The sequence below is a fragment of the Salinicola endophyticus genome (assembly GCF_040536835.1).
In the GTDB taxonomy this organism is placed as follows: Bacteria; Pseudomonadota; Gammaproteobacteria; order Pseudomonadales; family Halomonadaceae; genus Salinicola; species Salinicola endophyticus_A.
Genome location: NZ_CP159578.1, coordinates 3,776,189 through 3,791,514 on the forward strand (window position 1 = coordinate 3,776,189; position 15,326 = coordinate 3,791,514).

Annotated in this window: 14 protein-coding genes; 12 read left to right on the plus strand and 2 right to left on the minus strand. The window is 67.6% G+C overall.

Features of this window, described 5'->3' with window-relative positions:
- The first annotated feature begins 59 nt into the window (after positions 1-59).
- The 12 genes from ABV408_RS17105 (at position 60) to ABV408_RS17160 (ending at position 12,182) form a co-directional block, all read left to right on the plus strand.
- Entirely contained in the window at positions 60-821 is a 762-nt protein-coding gene (locus tag ABV408_RS17105) for a DeoR/GlpR family DNA-binding transcription regulator (protein ID WP_353980093.1), read from the plus strand.
- A gap of 182 nt (positions 822-1,003) precedes the next feature.
- Entirely contained in the window at positions 1,004-1,420 is a 417-nt protein-coding gene (locus ABV408_RS17110; RefSeq protein WP_353980094.1) for a hypothetical protein, read from the plus strand.
- Between the two features lie 463 nt (positions 1,421-1,883).
- Positions 1,884-2,660, plus strand: coding sequence for an FCD domain-containing protein (locus tag ABV408_RS17115; protein ID WP_353980095.1), 777 nt, complete (start codon positions 1,884-1,886; stop codon positions 2,658-2,660).
- 54 nt (positions 2,661-2,714) lie between these two features.
- Positions 2,715-3,965, plus strand: a complete 1,251-nt coding sequence (locus tag ABV408_RS17120) for an ABC transporter substrate-binding protein (RefSeq protein ID WP_353980096.1) — start codon at positions 2,715-2,717, stop codon at positions 3,963-3,965.
- A gap of 75 nt (positions 3,966-4,040) precedes the next feature.
- Positions 4,041-4,901, plus strand: coding sequence for a branched-chain amino acid ABC transporter permease (locus tag ABV408_RS17125; RefSeq protein WP_353980097.1), 861 nt, complete (start codon positions 4,041-4,043; stop codon positions 4,899-4,901).
- A gap of 1 nt (position 4,902) precedes the next feature.
- The gene (locus ABV408_RS17130; protein WP_353980098.1) at positions 4,903-5,931 is read left to right on the plus strand and encodes a branched-chain amino acid ABC transporter permease; all 1,029 of its coding nucleotides are present in this window, start codon (positions 4,903-4,905) and stop codon (positions 5,929-5,931) included.
- The gene (locus ABV408_RS17135; RefSeq protein WP_353980099.1) at positions 5,928-6,680 is read left to right on the plus strand and encodes an ABC transporter ATP-binding protein; all 753 of its coding nucleotides are present in this window, start codon (positions 5,928-5,930) and stop codon (positions 6,678-6,680) included. The genes ABV408_RS17130 and ABV408_RS17135 overlap by 4 nt, the downstream gene beginning before the upstream one ends.
- Positions 6,680-7,375 (plus strand): ABC transporter ATP-binding protein, encoded by a 696-nt coding sequence (locus tag ABV408_RS17140; protein ID WP_353980100.1) that lies wholly within the window; start codon positions 6,680-6,682, stop codon positions 7,373-7,375. Before ABV408_RS17135 ends, ABV408_RS17140 begins: the two co-directional genes overlap by 1 nt.
- A 44-nt stretch (positions 7,376-7,419) precedes the next feature.
- On the plus strand, positions 7,420-8,682 hold the full coding sequence (locus tag ABV408_RS17145) for a Zn-dependent hydrolase (RefSeq protein WP_353980101.1): 1,263 nt from the start codon (positions 7,420-7,422) through the stop codon (positions 8,680-8,682).
- Between the two features lie 2 nt (positions 8,683-8,684).
- Positions 8,685-10,106: an amidase gene (locus tag ABV408_RS17150; RefSeq protein ID WP_353980102.1), complete on the plus strand. Its 1,422-nt coding sequence runs from the start codon at positions 8,685-8,687 to the stop codon at positions 10,104-10,106.
- 77 nt (positions 10,107-10,183) lie between these two features.
- Positions 10,184-10,501, plus strand: coding sequence for a putative quinol monooxygenase (locus ABV408_RS17155; RefSeq protein WP_353980103.1), 318 nt, complete (start codon positions 10,184-10,186; stop codon positions 10,499-10,501).
- Positions 10,502-10,655: 154 nt separating this feature from the next.
- Positions 10,656-12,182: an aromatic amino acid ammonia-lyase gene (locus ABV408_RS17160; protein ID WP_353980104.1), complete on the plus strand. Its 1,527-nt coding sequence runs from the start codon at positions 10,656-10,658 to the stop codon at positions 12,180-12,182.
- 207 nt (positions 12,183-12,389) lie between these two features.
- Here the strand turns inward: ABV408_RS17160 and ABV408_RS17165 are convergent, their stop codons facing one another.
- Together ABV408_RS17165 and nhaC are read right to left on the minus strand one after the other, a co-directional pair.
- On the minus strand, positions 12,390-13,670 hold the full coding sequence (locus ABV408_RS17165) for an FAD-binding oxidoreductase (RefSeq protein ID WP_353980105.1): 1,281 nt from the start codon (positions 13,668-13,670) through the stop codon (positions 12,390-12,392).
- Between the two features lie 117 nt (positions 13,671-13,787).
- Positions 13,788-15,251, minus strand: coding sequence for a Na+/H+ antiporter NhaC (nhaC, locus tag ABV408_RS17170; protein WP_353980106.1), 1,464 nt, complete (start codon positions 15,249-15,251; stop codon positions 13,788-13,790).
- Positions 15,252-15,326 lie beyond the last annotated feature (75 nt).

The window sequence follows — 15,326 nt, forward strand, 5'->3', positions numbered from 1 at the left end:
GCGGCACTGCCGGCGCCTATGGCATACTGCACGCAGCCGACGACGCCGAGGGAGAGGGAATGAAAGTCGCCAAACGCCGCCGTGAAATGCTCGAAGCCGTGCACGCGGGCATCACCAGCATCGAGGCGCTGTGCCGCCACTTCGGCATCTCCGAGGCGACCGCACGGCGCGATCTCGGCGCACTCTCCGAGCAGGGGTTGCTGGTGCGCACCTATGGCGGAGCGACCACCGGGGTCGGCCAGCGCGAGCCCGAGCTGACGCTGGAGCAGCGCCGGCTGCGCCAGGGCGACGTCAAGGCGCGCCTGGCCGCCTGCGCGCTCGACTGCATCGAGGACGGCGACACCGTGCTGCTCGATGGCGGTACCACCACGGCGGCCCTGGCGGCGTGCCTGCACGAACGCCGCGGGCTGCACGTGGTCACCAACAACATGGCCGCGCTGCCGTGGCTGATCCAGCTGCCCGAAGGGCGCACCACTGTGCTCGGCGGCGACCTGCGCGCCTCCAGCATGACCGTCTACGGGCCGCTGGCGCACGCGGCGCTGTCACGGCTGAGCGTCGACCGCCTGTTCCTGAGCGCCGATGGGCTGACCGAGCTGGGGCTGTGCGAGGCGAGCCCCGAGCAGGCGTGGCTCAAGGAGGCGATGATCGCGCGCGCCGCCGAGGTCTATGTGATGGCCGACGCGACCAAGCTGGGTCGCGCCAGCCAGCAGCACTGGACCCCCTTCCCGCGCCAATGGCATCTGATCACCGACGCCGAGGACGTTCGCGTGGATGTCTTCGCCGCCCTCGGCGCTCGGGTGCGGCGCCCGGACGCGCCCTGAGCCTTCGCTCTCGGCCCCTTCGCTGCCTGCCCCCTTCGATGCTACCCCTTCGCGCCTTCCCCCACGCTCTCGCCTGCGATCTCGCTTACACTGGGGGGATCGCCTTCGAACCGGGCCGTGTCGCCAACCGCGTCACCGCTCGGGGCTCGAAGCCTGATTGACTTGATTAGCGGAGCGCCACCATGTCATCCGAACAGACGCCACTGGCGCAATACATAGAGCGGCTGCGCGCCGAAGAGATCGATATCGAAGCCATGGACGAACAGGCCGCGCGCCTGCGTCAGGATCATCTGGAGTTCGTGCTGGTCGTCGCGGCCGACGAACCGGCCTTCTTCCAACTGATGCTGCCCGGAGTGTGGCAGACCGCCCCGTCGACCAATCGTCTGCGGCTGCTGGAGACCGCCAACGACGTGATGAACACGATCAAGGCGGCCAAGCTGGTGGTCCACCAGGAGGCGGTGCACGTCAGCGTCGAGCAGTTCGTCAGTGGCCCCGAACAGGGCGCAGCGCTGATTCCCGGGCTGATGGAACTGCTCAAGAGCGCGGTGGCCGAGTTCCAGGAGCGGTTAGGGATGGGCGAGGCGCCGCGCATTCATTAGCGCCATCCGAATCCACTAGCGGTGATCGCCAGGGCACTCGGTACCGGTTGCGAGGGGATGCGGGCGACAAGCCACGACCTGGCGCTGGCGGCAACAGAGGCGCTGTCGCGGGGATGACGTGCATGGCAGGCGAGGTGGCTCAGGGCCACCTCCCGGCACCCTCAGCCACAAAAATATTCATCGATCACGAGCCCCCTGAAAACTTTCGGCTATCGAAAAAACCCTCGACTCATCCCTCTGGTGCATACCCCTCCCGCCTCGCACTGCCACGTAGCACCTCGCTTCCCGTTATCGAACAAGCGATTAGTGCCGGCCTTCAGCAAGCCGGCAACTTCACCGGCACCATGCGGGTGCAAGACACGTGCACTCATGCGCCGCCTCCCAGGGAGAGGACGCCTTGACGCGCCGCTCCTTTTGCGCGAATTAATATATTTATTCGTATAAATACAAAGACAGGCACCCCATGACCGCGGAACCGACGCGCCGTCGCAAGCTGGCCGACATCATCGGCGAAGACATCAAGCGTGAGATCGTCACCGCTCAGTTGCAGCCGGGCGACAAGCTGCCCAACGAAAAGGCGCTGATGACCCACTATGGCTGCGCCAAGGCGACCATTCGCGAGACCCTCAAGGTGCTCGAGGTGGAGGGGTTGATCACGTTGAAGACCGGCCCTGGCGGAGGCGCACTGATCAAGGCCCCCACCACCGATCCCGCCAGCCGTGCCCTGCGCAACTTTCTGCATTTCCAGCATCTCGATGGCAGCCAGGTCTATCAGTTGCGACGTCTGGCCGAGGTCGAGATGGCCGTCTCGGTCATCGACCATCTGGTCCCCGAGGACTTCTTCGCGCTGGAGGGCAACATCGAGCGCTGCCGCCAGCCTCACGATGGCGACGAAGGGCATCGCCACCACCGCATGCTGGAGCTCGAGTTCCACAATATCCTGGCGCGCGCCTGCCCCAATCCCCTGCTGCGCTTCCTGTGCGGTTTCCTCAACGATCTGCTGCGCGATCTGGTGGTGCTCAAGAAGGCCTACAAGCCGGAGCGCAAGCAGTTCGATCAGGCCAACATCGACTATCACGTCGAGCTGGTCGCGGCCCTGCGCGAACGGGACGTCCTGCGGGTACGCGAGTTGATGCACGACCACATGTGCGATGCCGAGCACCACATGACGGCCCTCGAGGGCCAGGTCGCCGACCAGTTTCTGGTCAACCCCCGCCAGGGGTTTCTAGCACCCGACTAGGGGCCGACACCCCGGCTCATCTCTGCAACAACAACGACAATCATTGCGAGGTTCATGATGCGACGCGATACGCTGTCTTCCACCAACCGGTCTTTCACCTCCCGGGTTTCCACCAGACTGCTTCCCGCTACCCTGATGGCCGCTACCCTCGGTCTCGGCGTGGCGGCGGGCCCGAGCCAGGCCCAGGACCAGACACCGATCACCGTCTACGGTGTCAAATCCCTCTCCGGCAGTAATGCCAGTTACGGCAAGTACGCCGAGATGGGTTCCAAGCTGGCGGTCGACGAGATGTCCGCCAAGCTGGGCCGCCAGATCGACTATGTCTCTATCGACACCGAGGGCAATGCCGGACGTGCCGTGCGCAAGGTCCAGGAAGCGATCGAGCAGGACGGCGCGCGCCTGTTCAACGGCGCGACGCTCTCCTCGACCGCGTTGGCGGTGGGCAAGGAGGTCAACGATGCCGGCGGCGTCTTCATGACCCCGGCCGGCGCTGACGAGATCACCGGCAGCGAGTGCAACCCCGCCACCTTCCGCTGGTCGGTGCCCACCTACGGGGCGATCCAGCAGACCCTGGTGCCCTACATCGACAGCCACCCCGATGCCAAGCGCTTCTATACCATCACCCCCCAATACGTCTTCGGCGAAGCGCTGCTGCGCAATGCCGAGAAGGTCTTCGCGGACAAGGGCGTGGAGCATGTCGGCAACAGCTACCACTCGCTGCAGGAGCAGGAGTTCTCTGGCTATCTGACCAATGCCATGGCCGCCAACCCCGACGTTCTGGTGCTGCTCAATTTCGGCTCGCAATCCTCGAATGCCCTGCGCCAGGCGGTCAACTTCGGGCTCAACCAGCAGATGGATATCATCATGGTGTGGTCCTCTGGCCTGGAGCAGCTACAGGAGCTGGGCAACGACAACATCGACGGCATCTATTTCGGTGCCCAGTATTGGCATGAGGTCGACACCCCCGCCAACCGTGAGCTGGTGAAGAGGGTCAAGGAGGCCTACGGCATCACCCCCAACTACCCGCTGGCCGCCGACTACACCATGACCAAGACCCTGCTGCAGGCGGCGGCCGACAGCGGCGCGACCCAGGGCGAGACGCTGATCCACACTCTCGAGGGGCGCACCTACCAGGGCCCCACCGGCGAGGAGACGATTCGCGCCGCCGACCACCAGGTGCTCAAGGACTACTACCTGCTCGAGGGCAAGGGTGCCGCGGAGATGACCGACGCCAGCGATTACGCCGACATCGTCAGTTCGGGCCAATCCTTCCTGTCGCCGGCGCAGAGCGGCTGCCACCTGTGACCGTTGCCGCGGGGGCGACGAGCGTCGCCGCCGCGGCCTGGCATCAACCACTTCCGCTCCCGGCGAGGTGACATCATGCTCAACGTCTATCTCTTCCAGATCCTGAACGGTCTGGGACTGGGGATGATCTATTTTTTGATCTCGGTCGGCCTGACCCTGATCTTCGGTCTGCTCAACTTCGTCAATTTCGCTCACGGCGCCTTCTTCCTGCTCGGCTCGTACCTCTGCTACACCACGGTCACCCTGACCGGCAACTTCTGGCTGTCGCTGCTGCTGGCGCCACTCGCGGTGGGGCTGCTGGCCTGGCTGCTGGAGCGCAGCCTGATTCGGCGTATCTATCATCTGCCGCATACCTTCCAGATCCTGGTCACCCTGGGCATTGCGCTGATCATCCAGGAAGTCTCGATCATGCTCTGGGGCCCGGTGGGCAAGAGCGTGCCGACGCCGGAGCTGCTGCGCGGCATCGTGCGACTGGGCCACTTCGCCTACCCGCAGTACCGGCTGTTCCTGATCGGCTTCGCCGCCCTGGTGGCCGTGGCCCTCTGGCTGCTGCTGGAACGCACACGCTTCGGTGCCCTGGTACGCGCCGGCAGCGAATCCACCGAAACGGTGTCACTGCTCGGCACCAATATCTTCCGCCTGTTCTCGGTCACCTTCGCCCTAGGGGTGGCACTGGCCGGCCTGGCCGGCGTGCTCTCCGCGCCGCTGCGCGGAGCCAATCCCTTCCTCGGCCCGGAGATCCTCGGTGTGGCGTTCGTGGTGGTGGTGATCGGTGGCATGGGCTCATTTGGCGGCGCCCTGGCCGCCGGCCTGATGGTGGGGGTGGTGCAGAGCCTGATGGCCAGCCTGTGGCCGCAGGGATCGAGTCTGATGATTTATGCCGCGATGGCCGTGGTCATTCTGCTACGGCCCTACGGCCTGTTCGGGAGGGCCTGAGATGAACCCCAAGCTCACGACACCGGCGCGCGGCGACAGCCGCCCCGCCAACGCCATCTTCCGGCGGCGGCCAGCGGCGACGACCCTGGCCATGTTGGCGGTGGTCATCGCCCTGCCCCTGGTGGTGCCTTCGGCCACGCTGGCCTGCGAAATCCTGATCTTCGCCATGGCCGTGCTGGGCTGCAATCTGCTGCTCGGTTACACCGGTCTGCTCTCCTTCGGCCAGGCGATCTTCTTCGGCAGCGGTGCCTACGTGGCGGCCCTGGCCATGATCCACTGGCAGGTCGGGCTGTTCACGGCACTGCTGCTGGCGGCCGCCGCCGGGGGTCTGCTGGCGCTGCTGGTCGGCGCCCTGGCGATCCGTCGCACGGGGATCTACTTCGTCATGCTGACCCTGGCGCTGACCCAGATGGCCTATTTCATCGCCTATACCCTGAGCGACTGGACGGGCGGCGACAACGGTCTGCTCGACGTCCCGCGGCCTCCCCTGGCCATCGGTGGTTTCACCCTGTTCGATCTCGCGTCGCCCCTGGCCTTCTATGGCCTGGTGGCGGTGCTGTTCGTGCTCCTCTACCTGGGGGCGCGTCGGGTCATCGACTCGGCCTTCGGCAGTACCCTCTTGGCCATTCGCGAGAACGAGGCGCGTGCCGCCGCCGTGGGCTACGACACCCGCCACTTCAAGATTCTCGCCTTCGCGCTGTCGGGCGCCGTCACCGGACTCGCCGGGGCGCTCTACGCCATGCTGCTCAACTTCGCGCCGCTATCGAACATCGAGCTACCGATGTCCGAGCAGATCCTGATCATGACCATCATCGGCGGCACCGGATCGCTGTTCGGCTCGCTGCTGGGCGCCGGTACCATCGTCATCCTCGGCGACCTGCTCTCTGCCCTGTGGCCGCGCTGGATGCTGCTGCTCGGCGTGGCCTTGATCGCCGTGGTGATGTTCATGCGCGGCGGCCTGTGGGGCGGCCTCGAATCCCTGGGACGCCGGCGCGCCGGCGCCGCGCGCAAGGCGCAGGAGGACGCATGACCACACCATTGCTGGAAACCCGCGACCTGACACTGGCCTACGGGGCCTTCCGCGCCGTCGACGGGGTCGGGCTGCGTATCCACCCCGGGACCATTCATACCGTCATCGGCCCCAACGGCGCCGGCAAGACCAGTCTGTTCCACTGCCTGACCGGCGAGCGCCGTATCAGCGGCGGGCAGATCCTGTTCGAAGGTCGCGACATCACCCGCCGCCCCGCCCATGGGCGGGTGGCGCTGGGCATGGCGCGCTCGTTCCAGATCACCAGCCTGTTCCAGAACCTGAGCGTTCGCGAGAACCTGCGCCTGGCCGCCCAGGGCGCCGCCGGCTGGCGGGCGCTGGACTTCTGGCGGCGTCTGGATAGCCACCGCCGCCATGCCGCTACCGCCGACGAAATGCTCGAACGCCTGGCGCTCACCGAGCGCGCCGAGCTGCCGGCCGGCACCCTGTCGCATGGCCAGCAACGCATTCTGGAAGTGGGCATGGCGATATGCGCCAGGCCCCGCCTGCTGCTGCTCGACGAACCGACCTCGGGCATGGGGGTCGACGACATCCCCACCATGACCCGGCTGATCGCCGAGCTTGGGCGCGACCATACCGTGCTGTTGATCGAACACAACATGAGCATCGTGATGTCGATCAGCGACACCATCACCGTCATGAACCGCGGCCGGATCCTGGTCGAGGGAACGCCACAAGCGGTGCGCGAGGATGAGCGAGTGCGCACCGCCTATCTGGGGGAGGCTGCCTGATGCTCGAGGTCGACGACATCCACAGCTACTACGACAAGAGCCATGTGCTCGAAGGCGTCTCGCTCAAGGTCGAGGCCGGCGAGCTGGTCACCCTGCTGGGACGCAACGGCGCCGGCAAGACCACCACCCTCAAGAGCATCGTCGGCCTGGTGCCGCCACGACGCGGATCGGTGCGTTTCGACGGGCGCATCATCAACGGCCAGGAGCCTTTCCGCATCGCCCGCCAGGGGGTCGCCCTGGTGCCGGAACATCGCGGGATCTTCGGCCTGCTCAGCGTCGAGGAAAACCTCAAGATCGCCGCCCGGCGCAGCAGCCGCTGGCAACTCGCCGACATCTATCGCCTCTTCCCGCGCCTCGAGGAGCGGCGCCGCAACGGCGGCAACGCACTCTCGGGGGGCGAACAGCAGATGCTCGCCATCGCCCGGGCATTGATCAACGACCCGCGCATTCTGCTGCTCGACGAACCCACCGAGGGGCTCGCGCCGGTGATCGTCGACGAGATCGTGCGCATCCTCAAAGACATCCGCGGCCTGGGGCTGCCAGTGCTGCTGGTCGAACAGAACCTGCGGGTCTGCGAACAGCTCGCCGACCGCCACTATGTGCTCGAACAGGGCCGGGTGGTCTATCACGGTAGCGCCCAGGCGTTCCGCGACGACCCCGCGATCCGTGACCGCTTTCTGGCGCTGAGCGCCTGAACGGCGCCGACCAGAGTGCCCTCGACCAGGATAAGGACAAGACCATGCTCCCCACTTCATCTTCTCAAGAGACCCGGCTGACCATCGACGGCGAGCGCCTATGGCAGAGCCTGATGACACTGGCCAATATCGGCGCCACCCCCAAGGGGGGCTGCAACCGCCAGGCGCTGACCGATCTCGACCGCCAGGGTCGCGATCTGCTGACCCGCTGGTGCGAGGCGGAAGATCTGACGGTGCGCTTCGATGCCATCGGTAACCTCTTCGCGCGGCGCCCGGGGCGCGACGACACGGCCGACCCGGTGGTGATCGGCAGCCATATCGACACCCAACCCACCGGCGGCAAGTTCGACGGCTGCTTCGGCGTACTGGCAGCGCTGGAAGTGGTCCGCACGCTGAACGCCCAGGGCATCGAGACCCAGCGGCCGCTGGAGCTGGTGGCCTGGACCAACGAGGAGGGGTGCCGCTTCGCCCCCTGCATGATGGGCTCCGGCGTTTTCGTCGGCCAACTGACACTCGACGACGCCCTGGCGCGGCGCGATGCCGAGGGCATCAGCGCCGGCGAGGCACTCGAGGCGATCGGCTACGTCGGTGAAGACGCCCACCGACCGGCCCGGTTTGCCGGCTACCTCGAGGCGCACATCGAGCAGGGGCCGATCCTCGAGGACGAAGGCGACACCATCGGCGTGGTCACCGGCGCGCTGGGCATCCAATGGTTCGACGTCACGCTGACCGGTATGGCCGCCCACTCCGGTTCGACGCCGATGCATCTGCGCCGCAATGCGCTGCTCGGCGCCACCCGCGTGATCGAGGCCGTCGACACCATCGCCATGGCCCACCAGCCCGACGGCCGCGGCACCGTCGGCGCCTGCCAGGTACGGCCCAACTCGCGCAACGTGATCCCCGGCGAGGTCACGCTCAGCGTCGACCTGCGCCACAGCGACGGCGAGGTGCTCGACGCCATGGTCACCGAGTTCCGCCGGACCCTGGAACGAATCGCCACCGAGGGTGGCCTGGAACTCGCCGTCACCCAGACCGCGAACAACCCGCCGCAGCATTTCGATCTCGCGTGCATCGACGCGGTACGCCGGGCGGCGCAGACGGGCGGACATGCCCATCGAGACATCGTCAGCGGGGCCGGGCACGACGCGGTGCTCGTCGCCGGCGTGGCACCGACCGCAATGATCTTCATTCCCTGCGAGAAGGGCATCAGCCATAACGAAGCCGAATACGCCAGCCCCGCAGACGTGGCCGCCGGCGCCGACGTGCTGCTGCACGCCACCCTCGAACTGGCGGAAAAAGGAGCCTGATCATGGCAAAGAGCGACACCGACCTGGCCGGCCTGAGCGCCGTCGATGCCGGGGCCCTGCTGGCCGCCGGCGAGATCTCGCCGGTGGAACTTGCGCAAGACTGCCTGGCGCGCATCGAGCACCATAACCCCACCATCAACGCCTTCTGTCACGTCGACGCCGACGGTGCGCGGGAGGCCGCTCGCGCCGCCGAGGTTCGCTATCGACGCAGTACGCCGCTGGGCCCGCTCGACGGCATCCCGGTGACCATCAAGGACCTGACCCCGACCCGCGGCATGCCGACCCGCAAGGGCTCCGCGACCACCTCGGCGGCCGGGCCCTGGGACACCGACGCCCCGTTCGCCGCCCGCCTGCGCGAGGCCGGCTGCGTGCTGCTCGGCAAGACCACCTCCCCCGAGTTCGGCTGGAAGGGGGTGACCGACAATCCCCTCCACGGCATCACCCGCAACCCCTGGAATCCGCGCCTGACACCGGGCGGCTCGTCCGGCGGTGCCGGCGCCGCCGCGGCGCTCAACCTGGGCCTGCTCCATCAGGGCAGCGACGCCGGCGGCTCGATCCGCATTCCCTGCGCCTTTACCGGCACCTTCGGCCTCAAGCCGACCTTCGGCTGGGTGCCGCAATGGCCGGCCAGTGCCATGACCACGCTCTCGCACCTCGGCCCGATGACTCGTACTGCCGAGGACGCCGCGCTGATGATGAGCGCGATCGCCCAGCCCGATCCGCGTGACGGTTACGCCGGACCGCCCTGCCCGTTCGACTGGCGCCGCTCACCGCCGGACGACCTGCGGGGCTGGCGGATCGCCTACAGCCGCGACCTGGGCTATGTCGAAGTCGCGCCGGACATCGCCCGGGTGGTGAATGACGCCGTCGCCGTGCTGCGCGGGCTGGGCGCCGAGGTGACGGAGATCGACCCCGGCTTCGCCGACCCTCAAGCTACCTTCAACACCCTGTGGTTCGCCGGCGCCGCACGACTGGTGGGCGGTCTGAACGAGGCCCAGCGCGAACGCCTCGACCCGGGCCTGCGAGCCATCGCCGAGCGCGGTGCGCGCATTTCGCTGAGCGACTACCAGCGTGCCGGCGAGGCGCGCGCCGCGCTGACCGCGCAACTGGCCGAGTTCCATCGCCACTACGACCTGCTGGTGACGCCGACACTGCCGCTGGCACCCTTTGCCGTCGGCAGCAACGTGCCCGAGGGCGGTCGCTACCGGCAATGGATGGACTGGACCCCGTTCAGCTACCCGTTCAACCTCACCCAGCAACCTGCAGCGTCGCTGCCCTGCGGCCTCGACGACGACGGCCTGCCGGTCGGCCTGCATCTGGTCGCGGCGCGTTTCGACGACATGCGGGTGATGGATGCCGCCCGACTACTCGAGCGCCACCTGCCACGCCTGATTCCGCCAGGGTTCTCGGGAGGTATGACGTAGCCGTCAGCAGACGTCCGACGTTGCACCTACACTAGGGGCTTTACGACGCCACTCTTTCATCCAACAGGGAGGTCTTCATGACCGCTAACACCCACTTCGTGGTGATTGCCGAGTTTCAGATCAAACCGGGTCAGGTGCCGGCCTTTCTGGCGCTGGCACACAACGACGCCAGCGAGTCACTGGCCAACGAGGAAGGCTGCCTCACCTTCGACGTGCTGACCCCGGAGGGCAGCGAAGACCTGGTGGTGCTGCACGAGGTCTACCGCGACCGTGCCGCCTTCGAGCACCACACCAGCATGCCGCACTACGCCCCGTTCAAGGAGGGCTCCGCCCCGCTGCTGGCCGCCGAGCCCAAGGTGCGCTTCTTCCTTACCGCCGAACGCCCGTCGGCCTGACTCGGTCGCGCTGAATCCTTCGATCTGAAACTTTCGATCTGAACTTCTCGATCCTCCCCGGCGGCCAGCACTCTGCGGGCGAAGCGCTCGCTGGCCGCCGGGCACATCGCCCGGCTACACTCGGCGCCACCCCGAGCCAAGTGGATACCGAGCCATGTCTCATGCCCCCGCGCCGATCGTTTTCGGCCCCGCCCCGCTGACCCTGGAGGCGGTGGTCGCCCTGGCCGAGCGCCGTGCCCCCTCACGCCTGGACGACGACCCGGCGTGGCGTGCACGCATCGCCCGCGGCGCCCAGGCGGTCGAAGGGCTGCTCGACCGCGAGGGGCAAATCTACGGCATCACCACCGGCTACGGTGACTCCTGCGTCACCGCGGTGCCACTGAGCCAGGTGGCGGCATTGCCGCGTCAGCTCTACACCTTCCACGGCTGTGGCCTGGGCCGTTTTCTCGAGCCCGAAGCCGCCCGAGCGGTGCTTGCGGCACGCCTGCAGTCGCTATGCCAGGGCATCTCCGGGGTGCGCTTCGAACTGCTCGAACGGCTCCACGCCTGCCTGCACGAGGACCTGCTGCCGCGCATTCCCGAGGAGGGCTCGGTGGGGGCCAGCGGCGATCTCACTCCGCTCTCCTACATTGCCGCCATGCTGTGTGGCGAGCGCGAGGTGATCTGGCGCGGCCGGGTGTGCCCAGCCGCCGAAGCCCACGCCGAGCTGGGCTGGGCGCCATTGACCCTGCGCCCCAAGGAGGCGCTGGCGCTGATGAACGGTACCGCGGTGATGACCGCGCTGGCGTGCCAGGCGTTCGCCCGCGCCGAGTATCTGCTGAAGCTCGCCACCCGCATCACCGCCCTCAACGTGGTGGCGTTGCGCGGCAACCCGGCGCATTTTGGCGCCCGGCTGTTCGCCGCCAAGCCGCATCCCGGCCAGGGCCAGGTCGCCGCCTGGCTGCGCGCCGATATGGAGAGCGAGACGGCCGCACCGCAGCAGCGCCTGCAGGACCGCTACTCGCTGCGCTGTGCCCCACACGTGCTGGGGGTGCTGGCCGACAGCCTGGGCTGGCTGCACGGTTTCATCGAGACCGAACTCAACAGCGCCAACGACAACCCGCTGATCGACCCCGACTCGGGCGAGGTGATGCATGGCGGCCACTTCTACGGCGGCCATATCGCCTTCGCCATGGATAGCCTCAAGACCCTCACCGCCAACGTCGCCGACCTGCTCGACCGCCAGCTCGCGCTGCTGGTCGACAGCCGCTACAACCATGGGCTGCCGGGCAATCTCTCAGGCGCCCCGGCCGAGCGGGCGATGATCAATCACGGTTTCAAGGCGGTGCAGATCGGCGCCTCCGCCTGGGCCGCCGAGGCGCTCAAGGGCACCCTGCCGGCGAGCGTCTTCTCGCGCTCCACCGAGTGCCACAACCAGGACAAGGTGAGTATGGGCACCATCGCCGCCCGCGATGCGCTGCGCGTGCTCGAACTCACCGAGCAGGTCGCCGCGGCGACACTGCTGGCGGCGCTGCAGGGGGTTCACCTGCGCGCTGACCCGCTGCCCGCACCGCTGGCCACCATGGTCGCGGCGTTGCGTGAGGATTTTGCCCCGGTGGGCGAGGATCGTGCCCTGGATGGCGAGCTGCGTCACTGCCTGACGCGGATCCGCTCACGCCACTGGCCGCTGTACGTCTCCTGACGCGGCAGCGCTCGGGGCAGCCAATGGGCACTCAGCGTAGGGAGCGCCCAGGGCGGGCACCGCTCAGAGGGTGTTTACAAAATGCCTGCGCTCGACGATACGGCGTTGAAATCGACCTCAAAGTACTCATTTACACCACGTAAACTCCGTCTCTTCGGCCGATTTCGCCTTGTCTCACCTTCGCTCGTCGAATTTGTAAACACCCTCTCAGTTCACCAGACGCAGGCACTGCCCCAGGTGATAGAGCGAGAAGCCGCTTTCGTAGGCTGCGCTCCATAGCCCGCGCCCACGTATGGCGCGGTAGGACTTGAGCGGCAGTGGCAGCAGACTGTCGTCGCCACGGCTGAGATATTCGGCGAAGCCCTCGCCCACCACCGTGCCGGTGGTGACCCCGCGGCCGTTGTAGCCACAGGCGGCGACGATCCCCGGCAGCGGCTCGAACAGGCGCAGGGTGTGGTCCGGGGTGAAGGCGACACGGCCGCTCCAGGTGCACTCCCACTCGACCGGCCCCAATTCGGGGAAGTAGTGACCGGCGATGCGGTCGGCCCAGCGCTTCAGATAGGCCCGCGGCCGCCCTTCGCCGCGACCCAGGCTGCCCAGTACCAGCCGCCCGGCGGCGTCGCGGCGGATGCTCGAGAGCACCGTGCGGGTATCCCAGGCGCCCTGGCGCTCGGGCAGGATGGCATCCGCCGCGGCCCCGGAGAGCGGGCGCGAGGCGACCTGCATGTAGTAGCCGGTGAAAAAGTGCTGGCGCGCCTGGTTCCAATTGTCCTGGGCGTAGGCGTTGGTGGCGAGCACCACGCGGTCGGCGACGACACTGCCCTTGGGTGTGGTCAGGCGCCAACCGTCGCCCTCGCGCTGGATGCCCGTCACCGGGCTGTGGGTGAACAGCCGCGCGCCCTGGGTCTGGGCGGCACGCGCCAGCCCGCGAGTATACTCGGCGGGGTTGAGCGTACCCGCACGGCGGTCGCACAGTGCGGCGCGGATACGCCGGGTCCCGGTGAGCCGCTCGCACGCCTCGCCCTCGATCAGTTCGACCGGGGCCCCACGCGCTACGAGCTGATCGCGCCGGCGCGCCAGCTCGTCACAGCCCTTGGCGTTGTGCCCCAGGTGCAGGGTGCCGGTGCGGGTGGGATGACACTGGATGCCGTGGCGCTCGATCAGCGCGAACACCTTGGCCGGAGCCCCGCCGAGCACCCGATTGGCGCGCTCGCCGTCGGCCTCGCCGAGCGCCTTGACGATATCGTCCGGCGGCACCCACAGGCCGGCGTTGACCAGCCCGACATTGCGCCCGGAGCCCCCGGTCGGAATGTCTCCCGCCTCCAGCACGCAGACCTCGGTACCGCTGTCGCTCAGATGCAGCGCGGTGGAGAGGCCGGTGATCCCGCCGCCGACGACGCACACGCGGGTACGCAGCGCGCCATCCAGCGTCTCGGTAACGGGCGCCGGCTCCTGCGCCCCCTGGGTCCATAGACATTGCTCTTGCATGACCGCTCCTCGCCTGAGCGCTGATTGCTGGATGCCTTGCTGGCCGGACACTGGCCGCTCGGCCAGTGTCATGCCGATCACATCGTGTGGGGTGGCGTCTCGCTCACGCCGCGCCGCTCAGGCGCTACCCGCCTGCGCTTCACCCCGCGCCCCTGAACCGGCCCGCCGCTCGGCCGCCCGATCCGCTGTCGTCGCCTGCCGCGGAACAAAGCGGCCGAGCAGCGCCCACAGCAGGCCGAACAGCGGCGACAGCCAGCAGGCAAAGGCGAACGGCGCATAGAGCAGCGTGGGCACCCCGGTGGTGGCGGCGACGAAGCTCCCACCCATGTTCCACGGGATCAGCGGCGACAGCAGCGTGCCGTTGTCTTCGATGGTGCGCGACAGCACCGAGGTGCGGTAGCCCATCTGCTGGTACTGCCCGTGCAGCAGCCGCCCCGGCAGCACCAGGGTGGTATAGACGTCGCCGACCACGGTGCCCACCGACGCGGTGGTGACCGAGCTGGTCAGCACCATGCTGAAGCGCCCGCGCATCAGCTTGGCCAGGTGCAGCATGATCGCGTCGATGGTGCCGTAGGCTTCGAGCATCCCGGTGAAACCGAGTGCGAACAGCGTCAGGGTCACCACCCAGGTCATCGACATCGCGCCCCCCTTGGAGAGCAGCGTATCCATCGCCGCGCTGCCGGTGTCCGCGACGTAGCCGTTCTGCATCACGTCGAACACCGCCTGCACGTCGCTGCCCTGGAGCAGGATCGCGATCACCCCACCGAGCGCGGCACCGCCGAAGATGGTGGGGAACGGCGGAAACCGGGCCATCGACAGCGAGATCACCACCACCGGCGGGATCAGCGTGATCCAGCTCAGGGTGAAGTGCTCGGCCAGCGTGCGGCGCAGGGCATCGATGCCACCGACGTCGATCAGCTGATCGGCGTAGCCGGCACCGAGCCAGGCGTAGGCCAGCAGCGCCAGCGTCATCGCCGGCACCGTGGTCGCCATCATGCTCTTGATATGGGTCCACAGGTCGGTCTCGCAGACCGCCGGGGTGAGGTTGGTGGTATCGGAGAGCGGCGACATCTTGTCACCGAAAAAGGCGCCGGAGACCAGCGCACCCGCGGTCAGATAGACCGGAATACCCAGGCCATGGCCGATGCCCATCAGCGCCAGACCGACGGTGCCCACCGTGCCCCAGGAGGTGCCCACGGCGAGCGAGATCAACGAGCTGATCAGACAGGTGGCGACCAGGAACCAGCCCGGCGAGACCAGATTGATGCCGTAGTAGATCAGCGTCGGCACCGTTCCCGCGAGAATCCAGGTGCCGATCAGCATGCCCACCGCGAGCAGGATCAGGATCGCCGGCAGGCCCAGCTTGATCACCTTGAGCATCGACGCCTCCATGCGCGTCCAGGCGATGCCACGCAGGCGCGCAAAGAAGGCACAGATCAGGATGCCGCAGGCGAGCGGAATGTGGGGCGTGAAGTCACCGAAGACGAAGAACTGCGTCATCAGCAGTGCCACGGTCAGCAGTAGCGGCGCCAGCGCCAGCGGCAGGCTGGGAATCGCGCCCACGCGAACGTTGTCACTCATCGACCTTCTCCCGGAGTTGTTATTGGCGCGCGGACAGGGGAGCGCGTTGGAGAGATGCAGGAAGTGGAGCCGGAG

What these genes read in the sequence shown, in the direction of transcription:
- ABV408_RS17125 (WP_353980097.1), top strand. Translation starts at nt 4,041, where the DNA reads ATGCTCAACGTCTATCTCTTCCAGATCCTGAACGGTCTGGGACTGGGG.
- ABV408_RS17150 (WP_353980102.1), top strand. Translation starts at nt 8,685, where the DNA reads ATGGCAAAGAGCGACACCGACCTGGCCGGCCTGAGCGCCGTCGATGCC.
- ABV408_RS17130 (WP_353980098.1), top strand. Translation starts at nt 4,903, where the DNA reads ATGAACCCCAAGCTCACGACACCGGCGCGCGGCGACAGCCGCCCCGCC.
- ABV408_RS17145 (WP_353980101.1), top strand. Translation starts at nt 7,420, where the DNA reads ATGCTCCCCACTTCATCTTCTCAAGAGACCCGGCTGACCATCGACGGC.
- ABV408_RS17160 (WP_353980104.1), top strand. Translation starts at nt 10,656, where the DNA reads ATGTCTCATGCCCCCGCGCCGATCGTTTTCGGCCCCGCCCCGCTGACC.
- nhaC (WP_353980106.1), bottom strand. Translation starts at nt 15,251, where the DNA reads ATGAGTGACAACGTTCGCGTGGGCGCGATTCCCAGCCTGCCGCTGGCG.
- ABV408_RS17135 (WP_353980099.1), top strand. Translation starts at nt 5,928, where the DNA reads ATGACCACACCATTGCTGGAAACCCGCGACCTGACACTGGCCTACGGG.
- ABV408_RS17140 (WP_353980100.1), top strand. Translation starts at nt 6,680, where the DNA reads ATGCTCGAGGTCGACGACATCCACAGCTACTACGACAAGAGCCATGTG.
- ABV408_RS17155 (WP_353980103.1), top strand. Translation starts at nt 10,184, where the DNA reads ATGACCGCTAACACCCACTTCGTGGTGATTGCCGAGTTTCAGATCAAA.
- ABV408_RS17165 (WP_353980105.1), bottom strand. Translation starts at nt 13,670, where the DNA reads ATGCAAGAGCAATGTCTATGGACCCAGGGGGCGCAGGAGCCGGCGCCC.
- ABV408_RS17115 (WP_353980095.1), top strand. Translation starts at nt 1,884, where the DNA reads ATGACCGCGGAACCGACGCGCCGTCGCAAGCTGGCCGACATCATCGGC.
- ABV408_RS17105 (WP_353980093.1), top strand. Translation starts at nt 60, where the DNA reads ATGAAAGTCGCCAAACGCCGCCGTGAAATGCTCGAAGCCGTGCACGCG.
- ABV408_RS17120 (WP_353980096.1), top strand. Translation starts at nt 2,715, where the DNA reads ATGATGCGACGCGATACGCTGTCTTCCACCAACCGGTCTTTCACCTCC.
- ABV408_RS17110 (WP_353980094.1), top strand. Translation starts at nt 1,004, where the DNA reads ATGTCATCCGAACAGACGCCACTGGCGCAATACATAGAGCGGCTGCGC.